Origin of the sequence: Conexibacter sp. SYSU D00693, from assembly GCF_017084525.1 — a bacterium.
Taxonomy (GTDB): domain Bacteria; phylum Actinomycetota; class Thermoleophilia; order Solirubrobacterales; family Solirubrobacteraceae; genus Baekduia.
This window is the reverse complement of sequence record NZ_CP070950.1, coordinates 2,076,021-2,097,457: the sequence shown is the minus strand read 5'-3', so window position 1 is coordinate 2,097,457 and position 21,437 is coordinate 2,076,021. Positions and strand designations below refer to the sequence as shown.

Here is a 21,437-nt window from a genome sequence, read left to right as displayed (position 1 = left end):
CAGCTTATACGCGGGACCCCGCAGCCCGACCCCTGCCCGGCGCACGCCCACGCGCCTCGTCGGGGCTGCTATCCGCGCAAGGGCTCGGACGCGCTGGCGGCCAGCGCGCGGCGGACCTGCTGGACGGTCAGCGTGCCGACCAGCCGCTCCTGCGCGTCGACCACCGACAGCGTCCCGAGGCGGGCCAGCGGCTCGTGGGCCAGCAGCGCCTGGAGGGGCGTCGCGGCGGCGACGCGCAGGTCGTGGTCGGCGTCGGCGAGGTCCGCGGCGGCGGAGCGCTCGAGGCCGCCCGCGAGCGCCTCGTCGACGCGCTCGGCGCGCAGCAGCCCGAGGTAGCGCCCGGCGGCGTCGGTCACGGGGAACGACGGCCAGCCGTAGCGCAGGAAGAACTCGTCGTGGGTGCGGCGCGCGTCGGCGTCGCCCGGCACGGCGACGGGGTCGTCGTCCATGACGTCGGCGGCGGTGATGCCCTCGAGGCGCTCGGAGAACGCGCTGGAGAGGATCGCCCCGCGCGCGGCCTGGCCGAGGAACAGGCCCAGGACGGCCATGTAGATGCCGTTGGCCGGGTCGCCCGCGGCGATGAGCGCGATGCCGACGCCGATGAGCAGGTAGCCGAAGCCCTGGCCCAGCCGGGCGCTGGCGCGCGTGGCGCGGTTGCGGTCGCCCGTCGCGCGCCACACCGCGGCGCGGGCGATGCGCCCGCCGTCGAGCGGGAAGGCGGGCACGAGGTTGAACGCCAGCAGGAAGGCGTTGACGAGGGCGAGCCAGCCCACCAGCTGCACGCCGGCGCCGACGTCCGGGCTCTCGAGGAGCGCGGCGTCGAGCACGTCGCCCGTCTGGGACAGCAGGGTGCCGATGAGGACGCAGAGGCCGATGACCAGCGCGGTCGCGAGCGGGCCGGCCACGGCGACGCGGAACTCCTCGCCCGGGGTGTCGGGCTCGCGCGTCATGCGCGCGAGGCCGCCGAAGAACCACAGGTCGATGCCGCTGATGCCGATCCCCTCGCGGCGGGCGACCAGCGCGTGGCCGAGCTCGTGGAGCAGCAGCGAGGCGAAGAAGCAGAACGCCGCCCCGACGGCCACCCAGTAGTCGTCGAAGTAGTCCGACAGCAGGTAGATCAGCAGGAAGAGGACGACGAACCAGCTCGGGCTGGCACCCACGCGGATCCCGAGGACCCGGAAGAGCTGGATCGAGCCGCCGCCGCCGAACACGCGTCGGACATGGTGACGCATCCCGCGGGCGCCTCCGGGCGAAGATGATGGGCAGGTGGACGTCGGACGGATCCTCGGGCTCTACGCGCTCGGCCTCTTCCCCATGGACGAGGAGGGCCGCACGGAGCTGCCCTGGTGGACCGCCGACCCGCGCACGGTCTTCGAGCTCGACCCCGACGCGCTCGCCCACACCCGCCGCAAGGTCCGCCGCTCGGTGGCCGTCGGCGAGCGGGAGGGCTGGCAGCTGCGTCTCGACCTCGCCTTCGACCGCGTGCTGCAGGGCTGCGCCCGCCCGCGCCGCGACGGCGACGGGGTCTGGCTGACCCCGCGCATGGGCGCGCTCTACGGCGCCCTGCACGCCGCGGGTCACGCGCACTCGTTCGAGCTCTGGGACGCCGACGGCCGCGAGCTGCTCGCCGGCGTGCTCGCGGTCACCCTCGACGGCGCGGCGATGCTCGAGTCGATGTTCCACCTGCGCCCGCACGCCGGGAACGTCGCGCTGCTGCGCACCCTCGAGACGCTGGCGAGCGGCGGCTGCGTCGTCTGCGACGTCCAGCTCTCCACGCCGCACCTGCTGCGCCTCGGGGCGCAGGAGATCTCGCAGGTCGCCTACGAGGAGCGGCTGCGGGCGGCGGTGCCGCTGTCGTCCGGGGTCTGAGCGCCGCCCTACGCCGCCACTGGCGTCGCGCGCTCCACGATCGCGGCGAGGTCCAGCCCGCGCGGCAACGTCCCGTAGGCCAGGCCGGCGTCCCCCGCCAGGCGCGAGGCGCAGAACGCGTCGGCGACCTCGGCCGGCGCGCCGCGGACCAGGAGCGAGCCCTGCCACGCGAGGGCGAGCTTCTCGACGATCCGCCGCGCGCGGACCTCCACGCCGTCGAGGTCGGCGAACTCGTCGCGCACGCCGGCGATGAACGCGTCCAGGCGCGCGTCGGCGCCGCCCGCCAGCTCGAGCTCGTCGAAGTACGCCGCGAGGACCTCGGGCTGCTTGGCCAGCGCGCGCAGGACGTCGAGCGCGTTGACGTTGCCCGAGCCCTCCCAGATGGAGTTCAGCGGCGACTGGCGGAAGAGGCGCGGCATGCCGGACTCCTCGACGAAGCCGTTGCCGCCCAGGCACTCCATCGCCTCGGCCGCGAGGCCCGGGAGGCGCTTGCACACCCAGTACTTGCCCACCGCGGTCCCGAGGCGCCGCAGGGCGACGTCGTCCTCGTCGTAGGCGCGGGCGAGGCGCAGCGCCAGCGCGGTCGCGGCCTCGGACTCGATGGCGATGTCCGCGAGCACGTTGCGCATGAGCGGCTGCTCGGCGAGGAGCTTGCCGAAGGCTGCGCGGTGCGCCGTGTGCCACGTCGCGTTGGCGACGGCCCAGCGCATGCCGGCGGCCGAGCCGATGATGCAGTCCAGCCGGGTGTGGCCGACCATCTCGATGATCGTCGGGACGCCGCGGCCCGGCTCGCCGACCATCCGGCCCCACGTGCCGTCGAACTCGACCTCCGACGACGCGTTGGAGCGGTCGCCGAGCTTCTCCTTCAGCCGCTGGATGCGGAAGACGTTGCGCGAGCCGTCGGGGAGGATCCGCGGCACGTGGAAGCACGAGGGGCGGGTGGGATGGTCTTCCGTCTGGGCCAGGACGAGGAACATGTCGCACATCGGCGCGCTGCAGAACCACTTGTGGCCGCGCAGGAGGTACTCGCCGCCGGCGCCGCCCCCGTCCACCGGCTCGGCGACCGTCGTGTTGGCGCGCACGTCCGAGCCGCCCTGCTTCTCGGTCATCGCCATGCCCGCCTTCGCCGAGCCCTTCTCCGACGCGGGGATGAGCCGGCCGTCGTAGGCCGGCGCGGTCAGCAGCGGCTCCCACTCGGCGGCGATCTCGGACTGCGCGCGGAGCGCCGGCACGACCGCGAAGGTCATCGTCATCGGGCAGCCGTGGCCGGCCTCGACCTGCCCGGTCATGATCGCGCCGGCCGCGCGGACGACGTGTGCCGGGCGCTCGGTCTCCGTCCACGGGAGGCTGTTGAGCCCGCCCTCGCTGGACAGCCGCATGAGCTCGTGCCAGGAGGGATGGAACTCGACCTCGTCGAGGCGGTGGCCGTAGCGGTCGACGACCTTGAGCCTCGGCGGGTTCTCGTTGGCCTGCGGGCCCCACTCGAGCAGCGGCTCGCCGCCCCAGCTCTCGCCCGCCTCGACGAGCGCCTGGCGGGCCCAGCCCGCGCCCTCGCGCTCGGCCGCCTCCTGCAGGACGCGGTCGGAGGTGAAGAGGTTCAGCGGCGCCAGCGGCGGCGGCTGGTTGGTGACCTCGTGGGTGGCGGCGGACGGGCGCTCAGCGACGGACATGGACGGCTCCTGCTCCTGCGGATCGGAGGGCGAACTGGACGAGCGCGGCGACGAGGCGGTCCTCGTCGCGGCGCGGGGACGTGGGGGAGGTCGGCCCGACGAGGGCCTCGCCGATCGCGCCCACGAGGGCGGTGGCGGTGAAGTCGGGGTCCTGCTCGGGCAGGTCGCCGGCGGCGACGCCGTCGCGCACGGCGGCGGCGAACGCCTCGGCGTAGGCGCGGCGGAAGACGAGGCGCTCGGCCTCGACCGCCGGGTCGACGGGCTCGGCGATGAGCGCCCAGGCCAGGCGTCGGCCGGCGAGCGCGCGGCGCGCGAAGGTCTCGACCGCGGCGGCGATGCGCTGCGGGGCGGGGGCGTCGACGGCGGCGGCCGCGGCGACGGCGTCGACCTCGTGCTGCGAGGCTACGCGGAAGACCTCGGCCACCAGCTCGGCCTTGCCGGGGAAGTGGCGGTAGACCGTGCCGGTCGCCACGCCGGCGCGCTTGGCCACCGCGGCCACCGACGCCTCGCGGTAGCCGCCCGCGGCGACGAGCTCGAGCGCCGCACGGACGATCCTGCCCCGCGCGGCCAGGCGCCGCGCCTCGGTGCGCTCGGTGGGCCGGTAGGCCATCGCGCCAAGGAGTGAACCAGGGTTCAGCCCTTGCCGTCAAGCGTCCGTGCGAAGAAGGGGACAGTCCCCCTGTTCGCACGCGGGGGTAGCTTCCGGCGGGCCCATGAAGATCATCTACACCCACACCGACGAGGCGCCGGCGCTCGCCACGCACTCCCTCCTGCCCATCGTCGAGGCCTTCACGGAGGCCGCCGGTGTCGAGGTCGAGACGCGCGACATCTCCCTCGCCGGGCGCATCCTCGCCCAGTTCCCCGAGCGCCTCACCGACGAGCAGCGCGTGCCGGACGCCCTGGCCGAGCTGGGCGACCTCGCCTCCACGCCCGAGGCGAACATCATCAAGCTGCCGAACATCAGCGCGTCGGTGCCGCAGCTCAAGGCCGCGGTCAAGGAGCTGCAGGAGCAGGGCTACGACCTGCCGCCCTACCCGGAGGACCCGCAGACCGACGAGGAGCGCGACGTCCGCGCCCGCTACGACAAGGTCAAGGGCAGCGCGGTCAACCCGGTGCTGCGCGAGGGCAACTCCGACCGCCGCGCGCCCGAGTCGGTGAAGTCCTACGCGCGCAAGCACCCGCACTCCATGGGCGCCTGGTCGGGCGACTCCATGACGCACGTCTCGACGATGGGCGACGGCGACTTCCGCTCGACCGAGAAGTCCGTGACCGTGCAGTCCGAGGGTGCGGTGCGCATCGAGCACGTCGCCGCCGACGGGACCGTCACGGTCCTCAAGGAGCGCGTCCCGCTGCTGGCCGGCGAGGTGCTGGACGCCGCCGTCATGCGCAAGGCCCAGCTCGACGCGTTCCTGCGTGCGCAGGTCGCCGAGGCCAAGGAGCAGGGCGTCCTGCTCAGCGTCCACCTCAAGGCGACGATGATGAAGGTCTCGGACCCGATCATCTTCGGCCACGCGGTCCGCGCCGTCGTGGGCGACCTCTTCGACGACGTGCCCGACGTCGACCCCGACGACGGCCTCGCCTCCCTCGTCAGCGCCCACCCCGACAAGCAGGAGCAGCTCGACCGCGTGCTCGCCGACGGGCCGGCGCTCTACATGGTCGACTCCGACCGCGGCATCACGAACCTGCACGTCCCGAGCGACGTGATCATCGACGCGTCGATGCCCGCGCTCATCCGCTCCTCGGGGCAGGGCTGGAACGCCCAGGGCGAGCAGCAGGACACCAAGTGCGTGATCCCGGACTCGAGCTACGCCGCGCTGTACGCCGAGACGATCGAGCACTGCAAGCGCCACGGCGCCTTCGACCCGGCGACGATGGGCACCACGCCGAACGTCGGCCTCATGGCCCAGAAGGCCGAGGAGTACGGCTCCCACGACAAGACCTTCGAGGTCGACGCGCCCGGCACGGTGCGCCTCGTCGACGAGTCGGGCACCACGCTGCTCGAGCAGGAGGTCCAGGCGGGGGACATCTTCCGCGCGTGCCAGACGAAGGACGCGCCCATCCGCGACTGGGTCGAGCTCGCCGTCCGCCGCGCCCGCGCCACCGGCGCCCCGGCGGTCTTCTGGCTCGACGAGACCCGCCCGCACGACGCCGAGCTGCTCAAGAAGGTCCGACCGGTCCTCGACGAGCTCGACACCGACGGCCTGCAGGTCGAGGTCCTGCCGGTGGGCGAGGCGGCCCGGTTCACCCTCGAGCGCGCCCGCCGCGGCGAGGACACGATCTCCGTGACCGGCAACGTCCTGCGCGACTACCTGACCGACCTCTTCCCGATCCTCGAGCTGGGGACCAGCGCGAAGATGCTGTCGATCGTCCCGCTCATGGCGGGCGGCGGCCTGTTCGAGACCGGCGCCGGCGGCTCGGCCCCCAAGCACGTCCAGCAGTTCAACCGCGAGAACCACCTGCGCTGGGACTCCCTGGGCGAGTTCCTCGCGCTGGCGGTCTCCCTCGAGCACCTCGCCGAGAAGGACGACAACCCGCGCGCGCGGGTGCTCGGCCAGGCGCTGGACCGCGCCACCGGCAAGCTCCTGGAGGAGGGCCGCTCGCCGTCGCGCAAGGCCGGCGAGCTGGACAACCGCGGCAGCCACTTCTACCTCGCGCTCTTCTGGGCCCAGGAGCTCGCGTCCCAGACCGAGGACTCCGAGCTCGCGGGCCGGTTCCAGGGCCTCGCCGCGGAGCTCGCCGCCAAGGAGGAGCAGATCGTCGCGGAGCTCACCGAGGTGCAGGGCCAGCCGGTCGACGTCGGGGGGTACTTCCACCCCGATCCGGACAAGGCGAGCGCGGCGATGCGGCCCAGTCGGACGTTCAACGACGCCCTCACGGCAGCGGCGGCGACCGAGGTCTAGGGTCCGGGGCAATGTCCGACGTCAAGAAGGTCACCGTCACGGGCGCCGCCGGCGCCATCGGCTACGCCGTCCTGTTCCGCATCGCCTCGGGTCAGATGCTCGGCGACCACCAGAAGGTCCAGCTGCGCCTCCTGGAGATCCCCCAGGCCGTGAAGGCCGCGGAGGGCACCGCGCTCGAGCTCTTCGACTGCGCGTTCCCGCTCCTGGACTCCGTCGAGATCACCGACGACCCCAACGTCGCCTTCGACGGCGCCAACGTCGCGCTGCTCATCGGCGCGCGCCCGCGCACGAAGGGCATGGAGCGCGCCGACCTCCTCGAGGCCAACGGCGCGATCTTCAAGCCGCAGGGCAAGGCGATCAACGACCACGCCGCGGACGACGTCAAGGTCCTCGTCGTCGGCAACCCGGCGAACACCAACGCGCTGATCGCCATGAACAACGCGCCCGACGTCCCGAACGAGCGCTTCACCGCGATGGTCCGCCTCGACGAGAACCGGGCGGTCGCCCAGCTCGCCACGAAGCTCGGCTGCGCCGTCGAGGACATCCAGGACCTCGCCGTGTGGGGCAACCACTCGCCGACGATGTTCCCGGACCTCTTCAACGCGAAGGTCAAGGGCGAGAAGGCCGCCGACAAGGTCGACCTCGACTGGTACGAGAACGAGTACCTGCCGCGCGTCGGCAAGCGCGGTGCGGAGATCATCGAGGCCCGCGGCGCGTCCTCCGCCGCGTCCGCGGCCAGCGCCGCCATCGACCACGTCCGCGACTGGGCGCTGGGCGCCGACGGCATCCGCTCGATGGCCGTCCCGTCCCAGGGCCAGTACGGCGTCCCGGAGGGCCTCGTCTCCGGCTTCCCGGTGCGCTGCAGCGGCGGGAGCTACGAGGTCGTCGAGGGCCTCGAGGTCAACGAGTTCGCCCAGGGCAAGATCGACAAGACCGTCGACGAGCTCAAGGGCGAGCGCGAGGCCGTGCAGGGCCTCGGGCTGCTGGGCTAGCGCCTGGCCTCATCCCGGTTGCGCGACGGGCGCCCTGCGGGGCGCCCGTCGTCGTTCTCAGGGGTGGTCGGCGGCCGTTCGTCCGTGACCCTGCGATCCCCGGTCCTGCACGCCGGAGGTGACAGGGTCGCGGTCGGACGCCCTACGCGGCCTCCATCGGGTGCCAGCCGCGGCCCTCCTTGCGCACGAGCCCCTGCTTCTGCAGGTCGGGCATCACGCGGTAGAGGTAGTTCTGCTGCATCTCGAGCGCCTCGGCGAGCTCCGGGATCGTGATGCCCGGCTTCTTGCGCACGGTCTCGAGCGCCTGCTTGGCGCGGGGGCCCGAGCCCTTGGGCCGGCCGCGCTTGCCCGTGCCGCCGCCGCCGCCACCGCCGCCGCCGCGCGAGCGCGGGCTGCGCGAGGACCCGCCGCGCGAGCCACCGCCGTTGCTGACGCCCTCCAGGGCGGCGAGGGCGGACTCGAGGCGCTCGGCCTCCTGCACCGCCTCGCGCAGCTCCTCCAGGCGCTCGCGGATCTCGCGCTTCTTGTCCTCCAGGAAGTCCGACATGCCCGACAGTCTTCCACTTACGGAAAACCGTGCATGCCAGGTTTCATCCTTCGAGGATGGCCTTGAGCTTCTGAAGTGAGGCATTCGCCTCACGTTCAGGAAGTCCGCCCACCAGCGCCGAGGACGCCACCGCGCCAAGAGGGCCGAGCGGCGCACGGAACTCGTTGCGGTAGTCGAAGCGCGTGCCGCCCTTGCCGTTGTCGGCCAGCCGGTACTCCGTCTCGGCCTTCGAGCGGGCCGGGCCCCTGCCCTTCCACACCACGTGGGAGGGGCGCTTGGCGGTGTCGAGCTCCCAGTCCACCTTGAACGTCGCACCGCGCAGGCAGAGCCTCTGCTTCATGTGCCCGTCGGAGTGCTCGAGCAGGCCGCGGTGGATGGTCACCCACTCACCCAGGCGCTCGGCGTCCATCACGAAGGCGTAGACGTCCTCGACGGGTGCGTCGATGTCGATGCTGGTGCGGACCTCGGCCATGTGGGGCGTAGTCCTACCGTGCCGCGAGGCGCTCGACACGCTCCCAGGCGCGCAGGGCGCGCTGCACCGCGGCGACGAAGCGGTGCAGGCGGACCTCCGGGAACAGCTCGCGTACCCGCTCGTCGCGCGGCAGCGTGTCGCTGTCCAGCGACTCCATCAGCGGTCCGATGAGCGCCACGTCCTCGCCGGCGATCGCCGCCGCCACCGGCGCGGCGACCGCGGTCAGCGACACCGGCAGGCGCACCGCCGGCCTGTCGACCATGAGCTCGTCGCGGATCGTCTGGACCAGCTCGCCGTAGGAGAGCTCGTCGGGCCCGGCGACGTCGATGCTCAGCGGGCCGTGCACCCGCGCGCTCGTCGCGGCCGCGCCGAGGTAGGCGACCACGTCGCGCTCGTCGATCGGCCGCGTCCGGCCGTCGCGCCAGCGCGGCAGCGGCAGCACGGGCGCGCGCTCGACGAGCCGCACGAGGAAGCGGAAGGAGCGCGACCGCGGCCCGACGACGATCGACGCGCGGAACGCCACCGCCTCGTCCACGGCGTCCAGGAGGACCTCCTCCACGGCCAGCCGGCTGCGCAGGTGGCGCGACAGCGGCTTGCCGGGCGGCACCGGGCCGCCGAGGTAGACGACGCGCCGCACGCCCGCGCGCTGGGCGGCGGTCGCGAACGTCTCGGCGGTGCGCCGCTCGACGTCGCTGAAGTCCGTCGCCCCGCCCTCCATCGAGTGGATGAGGAAGTACGCGACCTCGCAGCCGTCCAGCGCCTCGTCGAGCCCGCGGCCGTCCGTCGCGTCGCCCTCGACCACGGCCACCGACGACGGCACGCCGGCGGCCCGGATGCGGGCCTCGCTGCGGCCGAACGCGCGGACGTCGACGCCCAGGCGCAGGAGCTCGGGCACGACGACGGCCCCGACGCCGCCCGAGGCGCCCGTGACGAGTGCTCGCATCATCGGAGAAGGTACGGGCCGTGGAGCTCCTGCGACGGCTCGAGGCCCAGGCGCGCGACCTGCTGCCCGAGGCGACGTACGACTACTTCGCGGGCGGGGCCGGCGACGAGGTCACGCTGTTCGAGAACGAGGCGGCGTGGGGCCGGCTGTGGCTGCGCCCGCGCCAGCTCACCGGCGTCACCGACCCCGACCTGCGCACGTCGGTCTGCGGCGCGCGGATGGCCGCGCCGATCGTCCTCGCGCCCGCGGCGGCCCAGCGGCTGCTGCACCCCGACGGCGAGGTCGCCGTCGCCCGTGCGGCGGCGCGTGCCGGCCTGGTCTCCTGCCTGTCGACCCGGGCGACCGCCGACCTCGCGGAGGTCGCCGCCGCCGCCCCGCACGCCCCCCGCTGGTTCCAGCTCTACCTCCAGCCCGAGCGCGACCGCGTGCGCCGCGTGCTCGAGCGCGTGCGCGAGCACGGCTTCACCCACGTCCTGCTCACCATCGACCTGCCCGTCCCGGGACGGCGCGAGCGTGAGCTGCGCCACGGCGCGCTCGAGCTTCCGCCGGGCGTGCGGGTCACGACGCACGAGGGCGACGACGACGCGCCACGCGCCGGCGCGGGTGAGCGCCTCGGCGCCGACCGCAAGCCGCCCATCGGCGGGTGGGCCGCGCTGCGCTGGAGCGACCTGCGCTGGGTCGCCGAGACGGCGCAGCTGCCCGTCCTGGTCAAGGGCGTCCTGACCGCGCAGGACGCCGAGGCCGCGCTGGCCCACGGCGCCGCCGGCGTCGTCGTCTCCAACCACGGCGCGCGCCAGCTCGACGGCGTCGTGCCGACGGCCGTCGCGCTGCCCGAGGTCGTCGAGGCCGTCGGCGGCGCCGCGCCCGTCCTGGTCGACGGCGGCGTGCGCAGCGGGGCTGACGTCGCCCGGGCGCTGGCCCTCGGCGCCGACGCCGTGCTCATCGGGCGGCCGTACCTGTGGGGGCTGGCCGCCGGCGGCGAGGACGGCGTCGCGGAGGTCCTGCACGCGCTGGTCGACGACCTCGCCCGGACGCTCGCGCTGCTCGGTGCCCAGCGTCCAGAGCACGTCGGGGCGCCCCACGTCAAGCTGCGCGCCTGGTGACCCCGCAAATGCGGGGAAACGGCGCCAGAAACCCGCTCCTTGCAGGCAAAGAGGAAACGTGCGGGATTTGCGAGAACGCGCCTGCGCGCGCCTCGCGCGTGTGGTTGGGTCCATCCCGTGAACGAGGTCCTGCCGCAGCGCGCCCCCGCCAAGCCGAAGTCCGCCAAGGGGCGTGCCGGGGGCCGCAAGGTCAGCTGCGAGGACTGCTACTTCCGCTGCAACCTCCTCTGCGCGCTGGAGCTCGCCGAGCCCTGCGCGACCTACCGCCCGGACTCGCCGGAGGGGCTGCGCCCGCCCAGCCAGCTGCGCTTCCACTTCCGCCAGGAGCGGCGCACCCGCGCGGCCTGGGCGTTCCCCAGCGCCGAGGAGCAGGCGGCGCTGCACGCGGGCGCTTGACCTGAGCGCCCACGGCGCGGGAGGGTGCCGGGGGTGAAGATCCGCGCGGCGGTCCTGGAGGAGTTCGCGCAGCCGCTGGTGGTGCAGGAGGTCGACCTCGACGGGCCCGGTCCCGGCGAGGTCCTCGTGCGCCTCGCGGCCTGCGGGGTGTGCCACACCGACATGTACACGGCCAGCGGCGCGGACCCCTCGGGCTACGCGCCGACGGTGCTCGGCCACGAGGGCGCCGGCGTCGTGGAGCAGGTCGGCGAGGGCGTCACCTCGCTCGCGCCCGGCGACCACGTCGTCACGCTCTTCTCGCCGCAGTGCCGCGAGTGCATCCACTGCGTCAGCGACAAGACCAACCTCTGCCTCGCCATCCGCGAGCAGCAGAACCTCGGCTTCCTGCCCGACGGCACGACGCGGCTGCACCGCGGCGAGGAGCGCGTGCGCCACTTCATGGGGACGAGCACCTTCGCGGAGGCGACGGTGATGCCGGAGGTCGCGCTCGCGAAGGTCGACCCCGCCGCGCCGCTCGACGTCGTCTGCACCCTGGCCTGCGGTGCCACGACCGGCGTCGGCGCCGCGCTCTACGTCGCCAAGGTCGAGGCCGGCTCGACGTGCGTCGTCTTCGGCGCGGGGCTCGTCGGCCTGGGCGCCGTCGCGGGCTGTCGCATGGCCGGTGCCGAGCGCATCGTCTGCATCGACCTCGACGAGGGGCGCCTCGAGGAGGCTCGCCGCCACGGGGCCACCGACACCCTCATCGGCGGCGAGGACGCCGTCGGCCAGGTGCTCGAGATGACCGGCGGCTTCGGCGCGGACTACACCTTCGAGGCGACCGGCTCCGTGAAGGTCATGCGCCAGGCCGTCGAGGCCGCGCGGATGGGCTGGGGCCTGTGCACGGTCGCCGGCGTCGCGGGCAAGGGCGAGACGCTCGACGTCGTCCCGCGCCTGCTCATCACCGGCCGGCGGATCGCCGGCGCGTCCTTCGGTGGCGCCAAGGGCCGGGACCGCGTCCCCGAGCTCGTCGACGCCTACCTCCGGGGCGACCTGGACCTCGAGGCCTTCGTCACCCGGCGCATCGCGCTGGACGACGTCAACGACGCCTTCGCCGCCATGGACCGCCACGAGGGCGTGCGCACCGTGATCACGAGCTTCTGATGCGGCTGACGGTCCTCGGCAAGTCCCCGTCCTGGCAGGACGCCGGCGGTGCGTGCAGCGGCTACCTCGTGCAGGACGGCGACACGACGCTGCTCGTGGACTGCGGCAACGGCGTCTTCGGCAAGCTGCGCCGCCACGTGGACTACGTCGACGTCGACGCGGTCGTGCTCAGCCACCTGCACGCCGACCACTTCCTCGACCTCGTCCCCTACAGCTACGCGCTGACCTACGCGCCGCGCCAGCAGCCGGTGCCGGTGCACACCTGGCCGGGGACCGACAGCCCGGCCCGCCCGCTGCTGCACGCGCCGCCCGGCGCGCGCGACGTCTTCCGCCGCGTCGTCGGCGCGTGGGGCAACGAGGACCTCGTCGAGGGCGCCTTCGACCTGCGCGAGTACGCGCCGAGCGACGCGCTCGAGATCGGGTCGCTGAGGGTGCGCTTCCACGGCGTGGAGCACTACGTGCAGACCTACGCCATCGAGGTCCGCTGCGGCGACCGGCGCATCACCTACGGGGCCGACACGGCGCCCACCGACGACCTCGTCGACTTCGCGCGCGGAACCGACCTGCTGATCGTCGAGGCGACCCTGCCGCGCCCCGAGCGCGAGGGCGAGCGCGGGCACATGACCCCGCGCGAGGCGGCCGAGCACGCCACCCGCGCCGGGGCGAGACGCCTCGTGCTCACCCACATCTCCGACGAGCTGGACCCCGAGTGGGCGCTCGCCGAGGCCCGCGAGGCGTTCGACGGGCCGCTCGAGGTCGCCCGCGAGGACGCGGTCTTCGAGCTCTGACCGGGCGGGGGAGGCCCCCGCGCGCTGGGTAGGCTGCGGCCGGTGCCTCCGGAGCGCGACATCTTCGTGAACTTCGAGCGCATGCGGCGCGAGATGGACGAGCTGTTCGGCGAGGTGTTCGGCGGCGCGGGCCTCGCCGCGCGCAACCGCCGCGGCGGCTTCTCGCCCGCGGTCGACGTCTTCTACGAAGGCGATCCGCCGCGCGCGATCGTCCAGGCGGAGCTCGCCGGCATCGACCCGGCGGAGATCTCGCTCGAGATCGAGGGTCGCGAGCTCGTGCTCAGCGGCCACCGCCGACCGTCGGAGTCCGAGGGCCGCGTCTACCAGCAGCTGGAGATCGACTTCGGCCCGTTCCGCCGCTCGATCCCGCTCGGCGCCGACGTCGCCGCCGACCAGGCCCGCGCGACCTACCGCGACGGGATGCTGCGCGTCGAGCTGCCCATCCTCCCGCCCGAGCCGCGCGCGCGGCGCGTGCCGATCGAAGTCCCCGACGAGCAGGACCGCGGCCGGTGAGCGGCCCGATCCAGATCGCCACGGAGGGCGACGCGCAGGACGTCGAGGTCGGCGCGGGACGCGCGGTCCCGGCCACGCTGCCGGTCCTGCCGCTGCGCGAGGTCGTCCCCCTGCCGGACACGATCACGCCGCTGGCGGTGGGCCAGGAGCGCTCGGTCGCCCTCATCAACGAGGTGCTGGCCGGCGACCGGATGCTCTGCATGGTCGCCTCGCGCAACCCGGAGCTCGACACGCCGGGCCCCGAGGACCTCCACCAGGTCGGCGTCGTCGGCGGCATCGCGCGCATGCTCAAGGTCCCCGACGGCACCCTGCGCGTGCTCGTCCAGGGCGCCCAGCGCGTGCGCATCGAGGAGTGGGTGCAGGAGACCCCCTACCTCGTCGCGCGCGTCACCGAGCTGCCCGACGTGGTGCAGGAGTCGCCCGAGCTGACCGCGCTGATGCGCAACGTCCAGGAGACCTTCACGCGCATCGTCGAGGAGGTCCCCTACCTGCCCGAGGAGCTCCAGCTCGCCGTCGCCAACCTCGACGACCCCGGCACCCTCACGCACCTCATCGCGGGGGCGCTGCGGCTGAAGACCGAGGAGAAGCAGGAGCTGCTCGAGGAGGTCGACGTCGGCCGGCGCCTGCGCCGCCTCGCCGAGGTCCTCGCGCGCGAGCTCGAGGTCATCTCGATCGGCTCGCAGATCCAGTCCCAGGTGCAGTCGGAGATCGACCGCAACCAGCGCGAGTTCGTGCTGCGCCAGCAGCTCAAGGCCATCCAGGACGAGCTGGGCGAGTTCGACGAGGGCCGGGCCGAGGCCGAGGAGCTGCGCGAGCGCCTCGAGCAGATCGCGCTGCCCGAGGAGGTCCGCACGCAGGCCGACCGCGAGCTGCGCCGGCTCGAGCAGCTGCCGACGCAGGCGGCCGAGCACGGCGTCATCCGCTCCTACCTGGAGTGGATCGCGTCGCTGCCGTGGGACACGAGCACCGAGGACGACCTCGACCTGGCCAAGGCCCGCGAGGTGCTCGACGAGGAGCACTACGACATCGAGCAGGTCAAGGACCGCATCATCGAGTTCCTCGCGGTGCGCAAGCTCAAGCCGGACGCACGGGGCTCGATCCTGTGCTTCGTCGGCCCGCCCGGGGTGGGCAAGACCTCGGTCGGCCGCTCCATCGCCACGGCCCTGGGGCGCAGGTTCGAGCGCATCAGCGTCGGTGGCGTGCGCGACGAGGCGGAGATCCGCGGGCACCGCCGGACGTACATCGGGGCGATGCCCGGCACGATCGTGCGCGCGCTGCGCGACGCGGGCTCGAACAACCCGCTGTTCATGATCGACGAGATCGACAAGATGGGCGCCGACTTCCGCGGCGACCCGTCCAGCGCGATGCTCGAGGTGCTCGACCCCGAGCAGAACGTCGCGTTCCGCGACCACTACCTCGACGTGCCGTTCGACCTGTCGAAGGTCATGTTCGTCTGCACGGCCAACGACCTGGACCGCGTGCCGGGCCCGCTGCGCGACCGCATGGAGGTCATCCAGCTCGCCGGCTACACCGAGGACGAGAAGCTCCAGATCGCCAAGCGCTACCTCGTGCCCCGCCAGGTCGAGCGCAACGGCCTGAAGAAGTCGTGGATCACGATCCCCGACGCGGCGCTGCGGCGGATCATCAGCGACTACACGCGCGAGGCCGGCGTGCGCGGGCTCGAGCGCGAGATCGGGACCGTCTGCCGCAAGGTCGCCCGCCAGGTCGCCGAGCGCAACGGCGACGGGCGCGTCGCGCGCACGAACGTCTCGGCCGCCAAGGTCCGCGAGCTGCTCGGCCGGCCGCGCTTCCAGCCCGACTCCCGGCGGCGCACGCAGACGCCCGGCGTGGCGACGGGCCTGGCGTGGACGCCGGTCGGCGGCGACGTGCTCTTCATCGAGGCCAGCGCGTTCCCCACCTCCGGCCCGCCCTCCGGGCTGACCCTGACCGGCCAGCTCGGCGACGTCATGAAGGAGAGCGCGCAGGCCGCGCTGACCTGGGTCAAGGGCCACCACGAGACGGTGGCGCCGGGGCTCGGCGACGCGTGGTTCCGCGAGCACGACCTGCACGTCCACGTCCCCGCGGGCGCCACGCCGAAGGACGGCCCGAGCGCCGGCATCACCATGGCCACGGCGATCTCCTCGCTCGTCACCGGCCGCTGCGTGCGCTCCGACGTCGCCATGACCGGCGAGATCACGCTGACGGGCCAGGTGCTGCCGATCGGCGGGCTGAAGGAGAAGGCGCTCGCGGCCCAGCGGGCGGGGATCGGCACGGTCATCGCGCCGGCCGACAACGCGCCCGACGTCGAGGACATCCCCGAGCACCTGCGCGAGCGCCTGGACTTCGTCTTCGTCTCGGACATCGCCGAGGTCCTGGACGTCGCCCTCGAGCGCCCGTGAGCGCCGGCGGCGCGCTCGGGCTCGAGCCGGTCGCGGCCGGCGGCTTCGGCCTGTGCGAGGCACCGCGCGTGACGCCCGACGGCACGGTGTGGTTCAGCGACGTCACGGGCGGCGGCGTCTTCCGGATCGCGCCGGGCGCCGACGCGATCGACGAGGTCCTGCCGGGCCGGCGCGGCGTCGGCGGCCTGGTCGCGCACGCGCGCGGCGGCGTCGTCGTCTCGGGCAGGGACCTCGTCCACCTCCACGACGACGGCACCACGACCGACGTCTCCACGCCGGGCGACGACACCGGCATCACGGGCTTCAACGACCTGACCGTCGACGTCCACGGCTGGCTGCTGGCGGGGGCCCTGCGCTTCCGCCCGATGGCGGGCGAGCCGCCGGTGCCGGGTCGCGTGCTGGTCGTCGCGCCGGGCTGGGTGGCGGTCGCCGTCGACGAGGGCGTCGACTGGCCCAACGGGCTCGGGCTCTCCCCGGACGGGCGGCGCTGCTACCTCGCCGACTACGCCCACCGCCGCGTCCTCGTCGTCGACGTCGACCGCGACGGCGCGCTGGCCGAGGCGGCGCGGACGTGGGTGCAGGCGCCCGAGGGCCTGTCGGCGGACGGGCTGGCCGTCGATGCCGAGGGCGGCGTCTGGGTCGCGACGGGCCAGGGCGGGAGCGTCGTGCGCCTCGACCCCGACAGCGGCGCGATCACCGAGTCGCTCGAGGGGCTCGCGCCGTTCGTGTCGAGCATCGCGTTCGGCGGCGAGGACGGGCGCGACGTGCTCGTCACGACCGCGGGCGGGGAGGGCGGTGGGACCGTGCTGCGCGGCCGCGCGCCGGTGGCCGGGACGCCGATCCCGGCGACGATCGTCTGACCCTGTTGTGGAGCTTCGACTCCCGGGTATGGTCGTGAGCAGAGCAACCCGACGAGAGGGAGCGATGGCCAAGAAGAGCAAGGCCGCCAAGGCCGCCGCCACCGGCGTGGCGGTCAAGGGCGCGAAGAACGTCAAGAACGTCAGGGACCTGGCGCAGGACCTCGACCAGGACGAGCTGCGCGACAACGTGCGCGCCGCGTTCGAGGCAGCGCGAGACGCCTACGACCGGATCAACGGCAAGGGCGCCACGGCGCTGTTCGAGGACCCCAAGTTCCACGAGGACATCCGCCAGGCCGCCAGCGCGCTGCGTGGCGCGACGGCGACGGTGCAGAAGCCCAAGAAGAAGAAGGGCGGCCTCGGTCGCCTGATCGTCCTGGGCGCCGTCGGCGCGGTCGCCGCGGTGGCGCTGTCCGAGGGCCTGCGCAACAAGCTGCTCGACGCGCTCTTCGGCGCCGAGGAGGAGTTCGACTACACGTCGACCACCTCCGGCACGAACTCGTCGGGCGCCGGCACGGCGAGCACGCCGAGCACGGCGACGTCGGCCTCCTAGCGGCCGCCGCACCGACACCAGCAGCTTCCGAGGGGCGCCGCGAGGCGCCCCTCGGCGTTGCCGGGGGAGGGCGCCCGGACGAGACTGGCTGGCTGGCCAGGTAGGGTTCTCGCCGTGGAGGCAGCGACGTCGGCGACCCGGTCCCTGGCCGGCGACAAGGCGCAGCGCATCGTCGCGGCGATGCGCGACTCGGTGGCGCGGCGCGGCGTCGCCGGCGCGACGTTCGACACCGTCGCCCGCGAGGCGGGCGTCTCGCGCGGGCTGCTGCACTACTACTTCGGCACGAAGGAGCGGCTGCTCGCCGAGGTCGTGCGCCGCGACACCGACGAGCGCCTCGCCGCGCTCGAGGAGCAGCTCTCGGGCGCCGCGACCGCCGACGACGTCCTCGCGCTGCTCGACCGCGCGCTGGTCACGCTCCTGCGCGAGCAGCCCGACGCGGTCGTCGTCGTCTTCGAGTTCTTCACGCTGTCGCGGCGCAACGAGGAGGTCGCGACGGAGTTCGCCGCGCTGCTGCGGCGGATGACCGACCACGTCGCGGCGGTCCTGCGCGCGAAGCACGAGGAGGGCGTCCTGCGGCTGCGCGAGGACCCCGAGGCGGTGGCCGACATCCTCTTCGCGATGGCCGACGGCCTGGCGATGCGGATGCTCAGCGAGCCGGGCCGCTCGTGGCGGCCCACGGTCGACGCCGCGCGACGCATCGTCGCCGGGCTCGTCGACGACCGCCGCTGACTCAGGCCGCGGCGGCGAGCGCCGCGCTCTCGCGCCGGGCCTGGGCGGCGGGCACGGCGAGCCGGCCGCGGTCGGCCTTGGCCGCGTAGAGCGCGCGGTCGGCGCGCGCCACGACGGCGTGGACGCTCTCCTGGCCGTCCCACCACGCGCAGCCGGTCGAGACGCCGCAGCCGTCGGGGGTGGCGGCGCGCAGCTGCGCGCTCAGCCCCTCCGCCGCGCCCAGGTCGCAGCCGGCGAGCACGACGCCGAACTCGTCGCCGCCGAAGCGGGCGAGCACGTCGGTCGCGCGCAGGCGGTCGGCCCAGGCACCGGCGACCTCGCGCAGGAGGCGGTCGCCGGCCTGGTGGCCGTGGGCGTCGTTGTAGGCCTTGAAGCCGTCGAGGTCGAGCAGGACGATGCTGAAGGAGCGACGGCCGCGGCGGCCCGCCTCCTCCTGGTGGGCGAGCTCGAGCTCCCAGCCGCGGCGGTTGGCCAGGCCGGTGAGGGCGTCGGTCAGCGCGTGCGTCTGGCTCGTGAGCAGCTCGTCCTTCATGGCGGCGAGGAGCAGCGCGGAGACGGCCGCCACGCCCATGAACATCTGCGAGCGGGTGACGTCCTGCTGGAGCCAGTCGTCGGCGAAGTCGCCGATGCCGTTGGCGGTGAGCAGGACGGCGACGATCGCGACGAGCAGGCCGGAGGCGGCGGCGCCGAACTGGCGGAAGCGCACGGCGCCCCAGGCCAGGACGGGGAAGACGAGGTAGGCGAGGTCGCCGCTGATGGCGATCGCCGCCGCCGCGGTGCCGGCGGCGAAGACCGCGGCCATGTGCACGACCTCGCGGCCGCGCAGCGGCGGGACGCCGCCGGGGACGAGCAGGAGGAAGAGCAGCGGGGCGAGGACGAGCTCGGCGACCATGTCGCCCGCCCACCACGTGTGCGATGCGGCCCACAGGCCGTCGGTGTGGACGAGGTGCGCGGCCCACATCGCGCCGACGCCCGCGGTGGCGGCGACCGCGGTGCTGATGACGGCCGCGAGCATGCCCAGCGCGACCACGTCGCGCACGCGGTCCAGGCGCGGGCGGAAGTCGGCGCGGCGCAGGAGCGCGGCGGCGAGCAGGCCCGCGCCGAGGTTGCCGAGGCTCATGGCGACGGCGGTGACGACGGGCAGGCCGGTGGAGAGGTGCGCGGCGAGCGCACCGGCGAGGATCCCCGGCACGAGGCGGCCGCGGCCGAGGACGAGCGCGACGAGCGCGATGGCCGCGGGGGGCCACACCGGCGTGACGTTGTCGGCGACCAGCGCGAGGCCCATGCCGAGGCGCGCCGTCGCGAGGTAGGCGAGGGCGAGGGCGAGGTTGGCCAGGAGCAGCCCAGCTGGCGTGTGCCGGCGGCGGGACATCCATGGCCGACATCGACCATCCGTCCGGACTCCTTGAGGGCGTGCGTCTAGCGGCGCGGCGCCACGTGGCAGCCGGCGAGGTGGTCGTCGACGAGCCCGCAGGCCTGCATGAGCGCGTACGCCGTGGTGGGGCCGACGAAGACCAGCCCCTCGGCCTTCAGGCCCTTGGCCAGGGCCTTGGACTCGGGCGTGTGCGGGGGGACGTCGGCCAGCGTCCGCGGGCGCGGGCGCGGCGGCGGCGCGAAGGACCAGACGAGCTCGGCGAACGCGCCGTCGCCCTCCCGGGCGCGGAAGGCGGCCAGCGCCCTGGCGTTGGCCAGCGTGGCGTCGACCTTCGCGCGGTTGCGGACGATCGCCGCGTCCTCGAGCAGCCGGGCGCGGTCGTCCTCGTCGAAGGCGGCGACGCGCTCCACGTCGAAGCCCGCGAACGCCGCGCGGAACCCCTCGCGCTTGCGCAGGATCGTCAGCCACGAGAGGCCGGACTGGAACGCCTCGAGGGTCAGGCGCTCGAAGAGGCCCACGTCGTCGCGGACGGGGCGGCCCCACTCGTCGTCGTGGTAGGCCGCGTAGTCGGGCGTGCTCGCGCCCCAAGGACAGCGCGGCCTGCCGTCCTGCCCGATCACGACGCCGCTGGTCACGGACGGTGGATGATCGCGACCGGCCCGGCGGCACGGACGGCGACGCAGCCCGCGACGCCGGCGGCGGGGGAGAAGCGGGCGAGCGCCCACGGCCCGTCGGTGGCGTGCCGGACCTCGTCGTCGACCACGGCGAAGGTCTCCAGGCCCCCTTCCAGGCCGGTGCCGCGCGCCTTGAGGACCGCCTCCTTGGCGGTCCACAGCCCGGTGAACGCCGCGTCCCACTCGTCGTCGGGCGTCGCCGCGAGGGCGACCTGCTCGCGTGGATGCAGCCGGGAGGCCAGGCCGCGACGGCGCGGGACCACGCGCTCGACGTCGACGCCGACGGGCGCCTGCGCGCACACGGCCAGGACCAGGAGGTCGCCGGTGTGCGACGCGCTGCCGTGGTCGCCGGGCGCGAGGAGCCCGGCGAGGACGTCACGCCCGCGCCGGCCGTCGCGCCGGCGCACGTGGAGCGCCACCTCGACCGCCGCAGTCACGCCGCGATCGTAGGGGTGGCGGGTGCCAGGCACCCGCCATCCCGGTCAGCCGCCGCGGCGGACCGTCTCGCAGTTCTTGGTGCGGTCGCCCGGGCCGATGATGGCGACGTCGCGGCCGGGGCCGCAGTCGACGAGCTCGCCGCGCTCGCCCCAGCCCGGGGTCAGGCGGTCGTTGCCCGCACCGCCCTTGAGCCGGTCGAAGCCGTAGCCGCCGGTGACCTCGTCGTTGCCGGCGCCGCCGTCGAGCACGTCGCGACCGCGGCCGCCCTGGAGCTCGTCGTTGCCCGCGCCGCCGAGGAGGTGGTCGTCGCCGAAGCGCCCGAAGACCTTGTCGGCGCCGTCGTCGCCCGCGAGCCAGTCCGATCCGCCGGCGCCCTCGACGACGTCGTCGCCGCCGTTGCCGTGGCAGCGGTCATCGCCCTCGGTGCCGTGCACGACCTCGCCCCACTCGGTGCCGCCCATCTCGCACGTGACGTAGGCGACGTCCTCCTCCTCGCGCACGTCCTCGCAGTCGATGAGCTGCTCGAGCTCGGAGCGGAGGTTCACGTGGACCACGTCGTCGCCGGGGCCGCAGTCGACGGCGTCGGGGCCGGGGCCGCCCCAGATCTCGTCGTCGCCGGCGCCGCCGAGGATCTCGTCGACGCCGTGGCCGCCCTTGATCGAGTCGTCGCCCGCGTCGCCCGCGAGGACGTCGTCCCCGAAGCCGTCCTCGTGGATCTGGTCGGCGCCGTCGCCCCCGCGGACGTCGTCGTCGCCGTCACCGCCGTCGAGGTCGTCCTCACCGGCGCCGCCGAGGACGGTGTCGTTGCCGTTGCCGCCGTTGAGGCGGTCGTCGCCGCCGGCGCCGAAGAGGTGGTCGTTGCCGCCGAGGCCGAGGAGCTTGTCGATGCCCGGGCTGCCGAGCAGCCGGTCGACGCCGCCGCTGCCGGCACGGGCGGCGTTCGCCGCGGGGACGAGCGCGAGCAGCGCGAGGAGGGCGAACAGGACCGGGGGCAGACGGCGCACGGCCCTGGTGATCGACCGTCACGCCGGACACCTGAGCGTCGCGACCCCAGCTGGACGCCCGTCCGCTCCTGCCGG

General features: G+C 74.5%; 22 protein-coding genes. 12 read left to right on the top strand and 10 right to left on the bottom strand.

Features of this window, described 5'->3' with window-relative positions:
- Window positions 1-68: 68 nt before the first annotated feature.
- Complete coding sequence (locus JUB12_RS10405) at window positions 69-1,232, bottom strand: site-2 protease family protein (RefSeq protein ID WP_205699554.1); 1,164 nt, start codon at window positions 1,230-1,232, stop codon at window positions 69-71.
- 34 nt (window positions 1,233-1,266) lie between these two features.
- On the opposite strand from JUB12_RS10405, the gene JUB12_RS10400 reads away from it, so the two are divergent.
- Entirely contained in the window at window positions 1,267-1,869 is a 603-nt protein-coding gene (locus JUB12_RS10400) for a leucyl/phenylalanyl-tRNA--protein transferase (protein WP_205699553.1), read from the top strand.
- Between the two features lie 8 nt (window positions 1,870-1,877).
- Here JUB12_RS10400 and JUB12_RS10395 read toward each other — a convergent pair whose 3' ends face one another.
- Window positions 1,878-3,539 (bottom strand): acyl-CoA dehydrogenase family protein, encoded by a 1,662-nt coding sequence (locus tag JUB12_RS10395; RefSeq protein WP_205699552.1) that lies wholly within the window; start codon window positions 3,537-3,539, stop codon window positions 1,878-1,880.
- Window positions 3,526-4,149, bottom strand: a complete 624-nt coding sequence (locus JUB12_RS10390) for a TetR/AcrR family transcriptional regulator (RefSeq protein WP_205699551.1) — start codon at window positions 4,147-4,149, stop codon at window positions 3,526-3,528. The genes JUB12_RS10395 and JUB12_RS10390 overlap by 14 nt, the downstream gene beginning before the upstream one ends.
- A 103-nt stretch (window positions 4,150-4,252) precedes the next feature.
- Between JUB12_RS10390 and JUB12_RS10385 the strand changes: the two genes are divergently transcribed.
- Together JUB12_RS10385 and JUB12_RS10380 are read left to right on the top strand one after the other, a co-directional pair.
- On the top strand, window positions 4,253-6,439 hold the full coding sequence (locus JUB12_RS10385; RefSeq protein WP_205699550.1) for an NADP-dependent isocitrate dehydrogenase: 2,187 nt from the start codon (window positions 4,253-4,255) through the stop codon (window positions 6,437-6,439).
- An 11-nt stretch (window positions 6,440-6,450) separates the two neighbouring features.
- Window positions 6,451-7,431 (top strand): malate dehydrogenase, encoded by a 981-nt coding sequence (locus tag JUB12_RS10380; protein ID WP_205699549.1) that lies wholly within the window; start codon window positions 6,451-6,453, stop codon window positions 7,429-7,431.
- A gap of 142 nt (window positions 7,432-7,573) precedes the next feature.
- Here JUB12_RS10380 and JUB12_RS10375 read toward each other — a convergent pair whose 3' ends face one another.
- From JUB12_RS10375 to JUB12_RS10365, 3 genes are read right to left on the bottom strand one after another with little or no spacing between them, the layout of a single operon-like run.
- A complete protein-coding gene (locus tag JUB12_RS10375) occupies window positions 7,574-7,978 on the bottom strand; it encodes a hypothetical protein (protein ID WP_205699548.1) in 405 nt (134 codons plus the stop codon).
- A 43-nt stretch (window positions 7,979-8,021) separates the two neighbouring features.
- Window positions 8,022-8,450: an SRPBCC family protein gene (locus JUB12_RS10370; protein ID WP_205699547.1), complete on the bottom strand. Its 429-nt coding sequence runs from the start codon at window positions 8,448-8,450 to the stop codon at window positions 8,022-8,024.
- Between the two features lie 13 nt (window positions 8,451-8,463).
- Complete coding sequence (locus JUB12_RS10365; RefSeq protein WP_205699546.1) at window positions 8,464-9,393, bottom strand: NAD(P)H-binding protein; 930 nt, start codon at window positions 9,391-9,393, stop codon at window positions 8,464-8,466.
- Window positions 9,394-9,413: 20 nt separating this feature from the next.
- Between JUB12_RS10365 and JUB12_RS10360 the strand changes: the two genes are divergently transcribed.
- The 9 genes from JUB12_RS10360 to JUB12_RS10320 all read left to right on the top strand — a co-directional run bounded on the left by JUB12_RS10360 (window position 9,414) and on the right by JUB12_RS10320 (window position 17,871).
- Entirely contained in the window at window positions 9,414-10,496 is a 1,083-nt protein-coding gene (locus JUB12_RS10360; RefSeq protein ID WP_205699545.1) for an alpha-hydroxy acid oxidase, read from the top strand.
- 117 nt (window positions 10,497-10,613) lie between these two features.
- Window positions 10,614-10,892, top strand: coding sequence for a hypothetical protein (locus JUB12_RS10355; RefSeq protein WP_241004493.1), 279 nt, complete (start codon window positions 10,614-10,616; stop codon window positions 10,890-10,892).
- 33 nt (window positions 10,893-10,925) lie between these two features.
- Window positions 10,926-12,032, top strand: a complete 1,107-nt coding sequence (locus tag JUB12_RS10350) for an alcohol dehydrogenase catalytic domain-containing protein (protein ID WP_205699544.1) — start codon at window positions 10,926-10,928, stop codon at window positions 12,030-12,032.
- A complete protein-coding gene (locus tag JUB12_RS10345; protein WP_205699543.1) occupies window positions 12,032-12,820 on the top strand; it encodes an MBL fold metallo-hydrolase in 789 nt (262 codons plus the stop codon). The genes JUB12_RS10350 and JUB12_RS10345 overlap by 1 nt, the downstream gene beginning before the upstream one ends.
- A gap of 42 nt (window positions 12,821-12,862) precedes the next feature.
- The gene (locus tag JUB12_RS10340) at window positions 12,863-13,333 is read left to right on the top strand and encodes an Hsp20/alpha crystallin family protein (protein ID WP_241004492.1); all 471 of its coding nucleotides are present in this window, start codon (window positions 12,863-12,865) and stop codon (window positions 13,331-13,333) included.
- Entirely contained in the window at window positions 13,330-15,732 is a 2,403-nt protein-coding gene (gene lon, locus JUB12_RS10335; protein WP_241004491.1) for an endopeptidase La, read from the top strand. The genes JUB12_RS10340 and lon overlap by 4 nt, the downstream gene beginning before the upstream one ends.
- Window positions 15,729-16,592 carry an SMP-30/gluconolactonase/LRE family protein gene (locus JUB12_RS10330; RefSeq protein ID WP_205699542.1) on the top strand — a complete coding sequence of 288 codons (864 nt, stop codon included), beginning with the start codon at window positions 15,729-15,731 and terminating at the stop codon, window positions 16,590-16,592. Before lon ends, JUB12_RS10330 begins: the two co-directional genes overlap by 4 nt.
- Before the next feature lie 64 nt (window positions 16,593-16,656).
- Window positions 16,657-17,142: a hypothetical protein gene (locus JUB12_RS10325; protein ID WP_205699541.1), complete on the top strand. Its 486-nt coding sequence runs from the start codon at window positions 16,657-16,659 to the stop codon at window positions 17,140-17,142.
- 114 nt (window positions 17,143-17,256) lie between these two features.
- A complete protein-coding gene (locus JUB12_RS10320) occupies window positions 17,257-17,871 on the top strand; it encodes a TetR/AcrR family transcriptional regulator (protein WP_205699540.1) in 615 nt (204 codons plus the stop codon).
- 1 nt (window position 17,872) lies between these two features.
- On the opposite strand, the gene JUB12_RS10315 is transcribed toward JUB12_RS10320, so the two are convergent.
- The 4 genes from JUB12_RS10315 to JUB12_RS10300 are packed head-to-tail and all read right to left on the bottom strand — an operon-like array spanning window position 17,873 to window position 21,362.
- Window positions 17,873-19,243: a diguanylate cyclase gene (locus JUB12_RS10315; RefSeq protein WP_205699539.1), complete on the bottom strand. Its 1,371-nt coding sequence runs from the start codon at window positions 19,241-19,243 to the stop codon at window positions 17,873-17,875.
- A 47-nt stretch (window positions 19,244-19,290) separates the two neighbouring features.
- Window positions 19,291-19,881, bottom strand: a complete 591-nt coding sequence (locus tag JUB12_RS10310; RefSeq protein WP_305852581.1) for a DNA-3-methyladenine glycosylase I — start codon at window positions 19,879-19,881, stop codon at window positions 19,291-19,293.
- Complete coding sequence (locus JUB12_RS10305; protein ID WP_205699538.1) at window positions 19,878-20,357, bottom strand: 4'-phosphopantetheinyl transferase superfamily protein; 480 nt, start codon at window positions 20,355-20,357, stop codon at window positions 19,878-19,880. The genes JUB12_RS10310 and JUB12_RS10305 overlap by 4 nt, the downstream gene beginning before the upstream one ends.
- Before the next feature lie 45 nt (window positions 20,358-20,402).
- On the bottom strand, window positions 20,403-21,362 hold the full coding sequence (locus JUB12_RS10300; protein ID WP_205699537.1) for a calcium-binding protein: 960 nt from the start codon (window positions 21,360-21,362) through the stop codon (window positions 20,403-20,405).
- Between the last annotated feature and the right edge of the window lie 75 nt (window positions 21,363-21,437).

Excerpts from the sequence above, each read along its gene's own strand:
- JUB12_RS10405 (WP_205699554.1), bottom strand. The coding sequence starts at position 1,232 with ATGCGTCACCATGTCCGACGCGTGTTCGGCGGCGGCGGCTCGATCCAG.
- JUB12_RS10380 (WP_205699549.1), top strand. The coding sequence starts at position 6,451 with ATGTCCGACGTCAAGAAGGTCACCGTCACGGGCGCCGCCGGCGCCATC.
- JUB12_RS10315 (WP_205699539.1), bottom strand. The coding sequence starts at position 19,243 with ATGTCCCGCCGCCGGCACACGCCAGCTGGGCTGCTCCTGGCCAACCTC.
- JUB12_RS10365 (WP_205699546.1), bottom strand. The coding sequence starts at position 9,393 with ATGCGAGCACTCGTCACGGGCGCCTCGGGCGGCGTCGGGGCCGTCGTC.
- JUB12_RS10325 (WP_205699541.1), top strand. The coding sequence starts at position 16,657 with ATGGCCAAGAAGAGCAAGGCCGCCAAGGCCGCCGCCACCGGCGTGGCG.
- JUB12_RS10370 (WP_205699547.1), bottom strand. The coding sequence starts at position 8,450 with ATGGCCGAGGTCCGCACCAGCATCGACATCGACGCACCCGTCGAGGAC.
- JUB12_RS10375 (WP_205699548.1), bottom strand. The coding sequence starts at position 7,978 with ATGTCGGACTTCCTGGAGGACAAGAAGCGCGAGATCCGCGAGCGCCTG.
- JUB12_RS10390 (WP_205699551.1), bottom strand. The coding sequence starts at position 4,149 with ATGGCCTACCGGCCCACCGAGCGCACCGAGGCGCGGCGCCTGGCCGCG.
- JUB12_RS10345 (WP_205699543.1), top strand. The coding sequence starts at position 12,032 with ATGCGGCTGACGGTCCTCGGCAAGTCCCCGTCCTGGCAGGACGCCGGC.
- JUB12_RS10395 (WP_205699552.1), bottom strand. The coding sequence starts at position 3,539 with ATGTCCGTCGCTGAGCGCCCGTCCGCCGCCACCCACGAGGTCACCAAC.
- JUB12_RS10385 (WP_205699550.1), top strand. The coding sequence starts at position 4,253 with ATGAAGATCATCTACACCCACACCGACGAGGCGCCGGCGCTCGCCACG.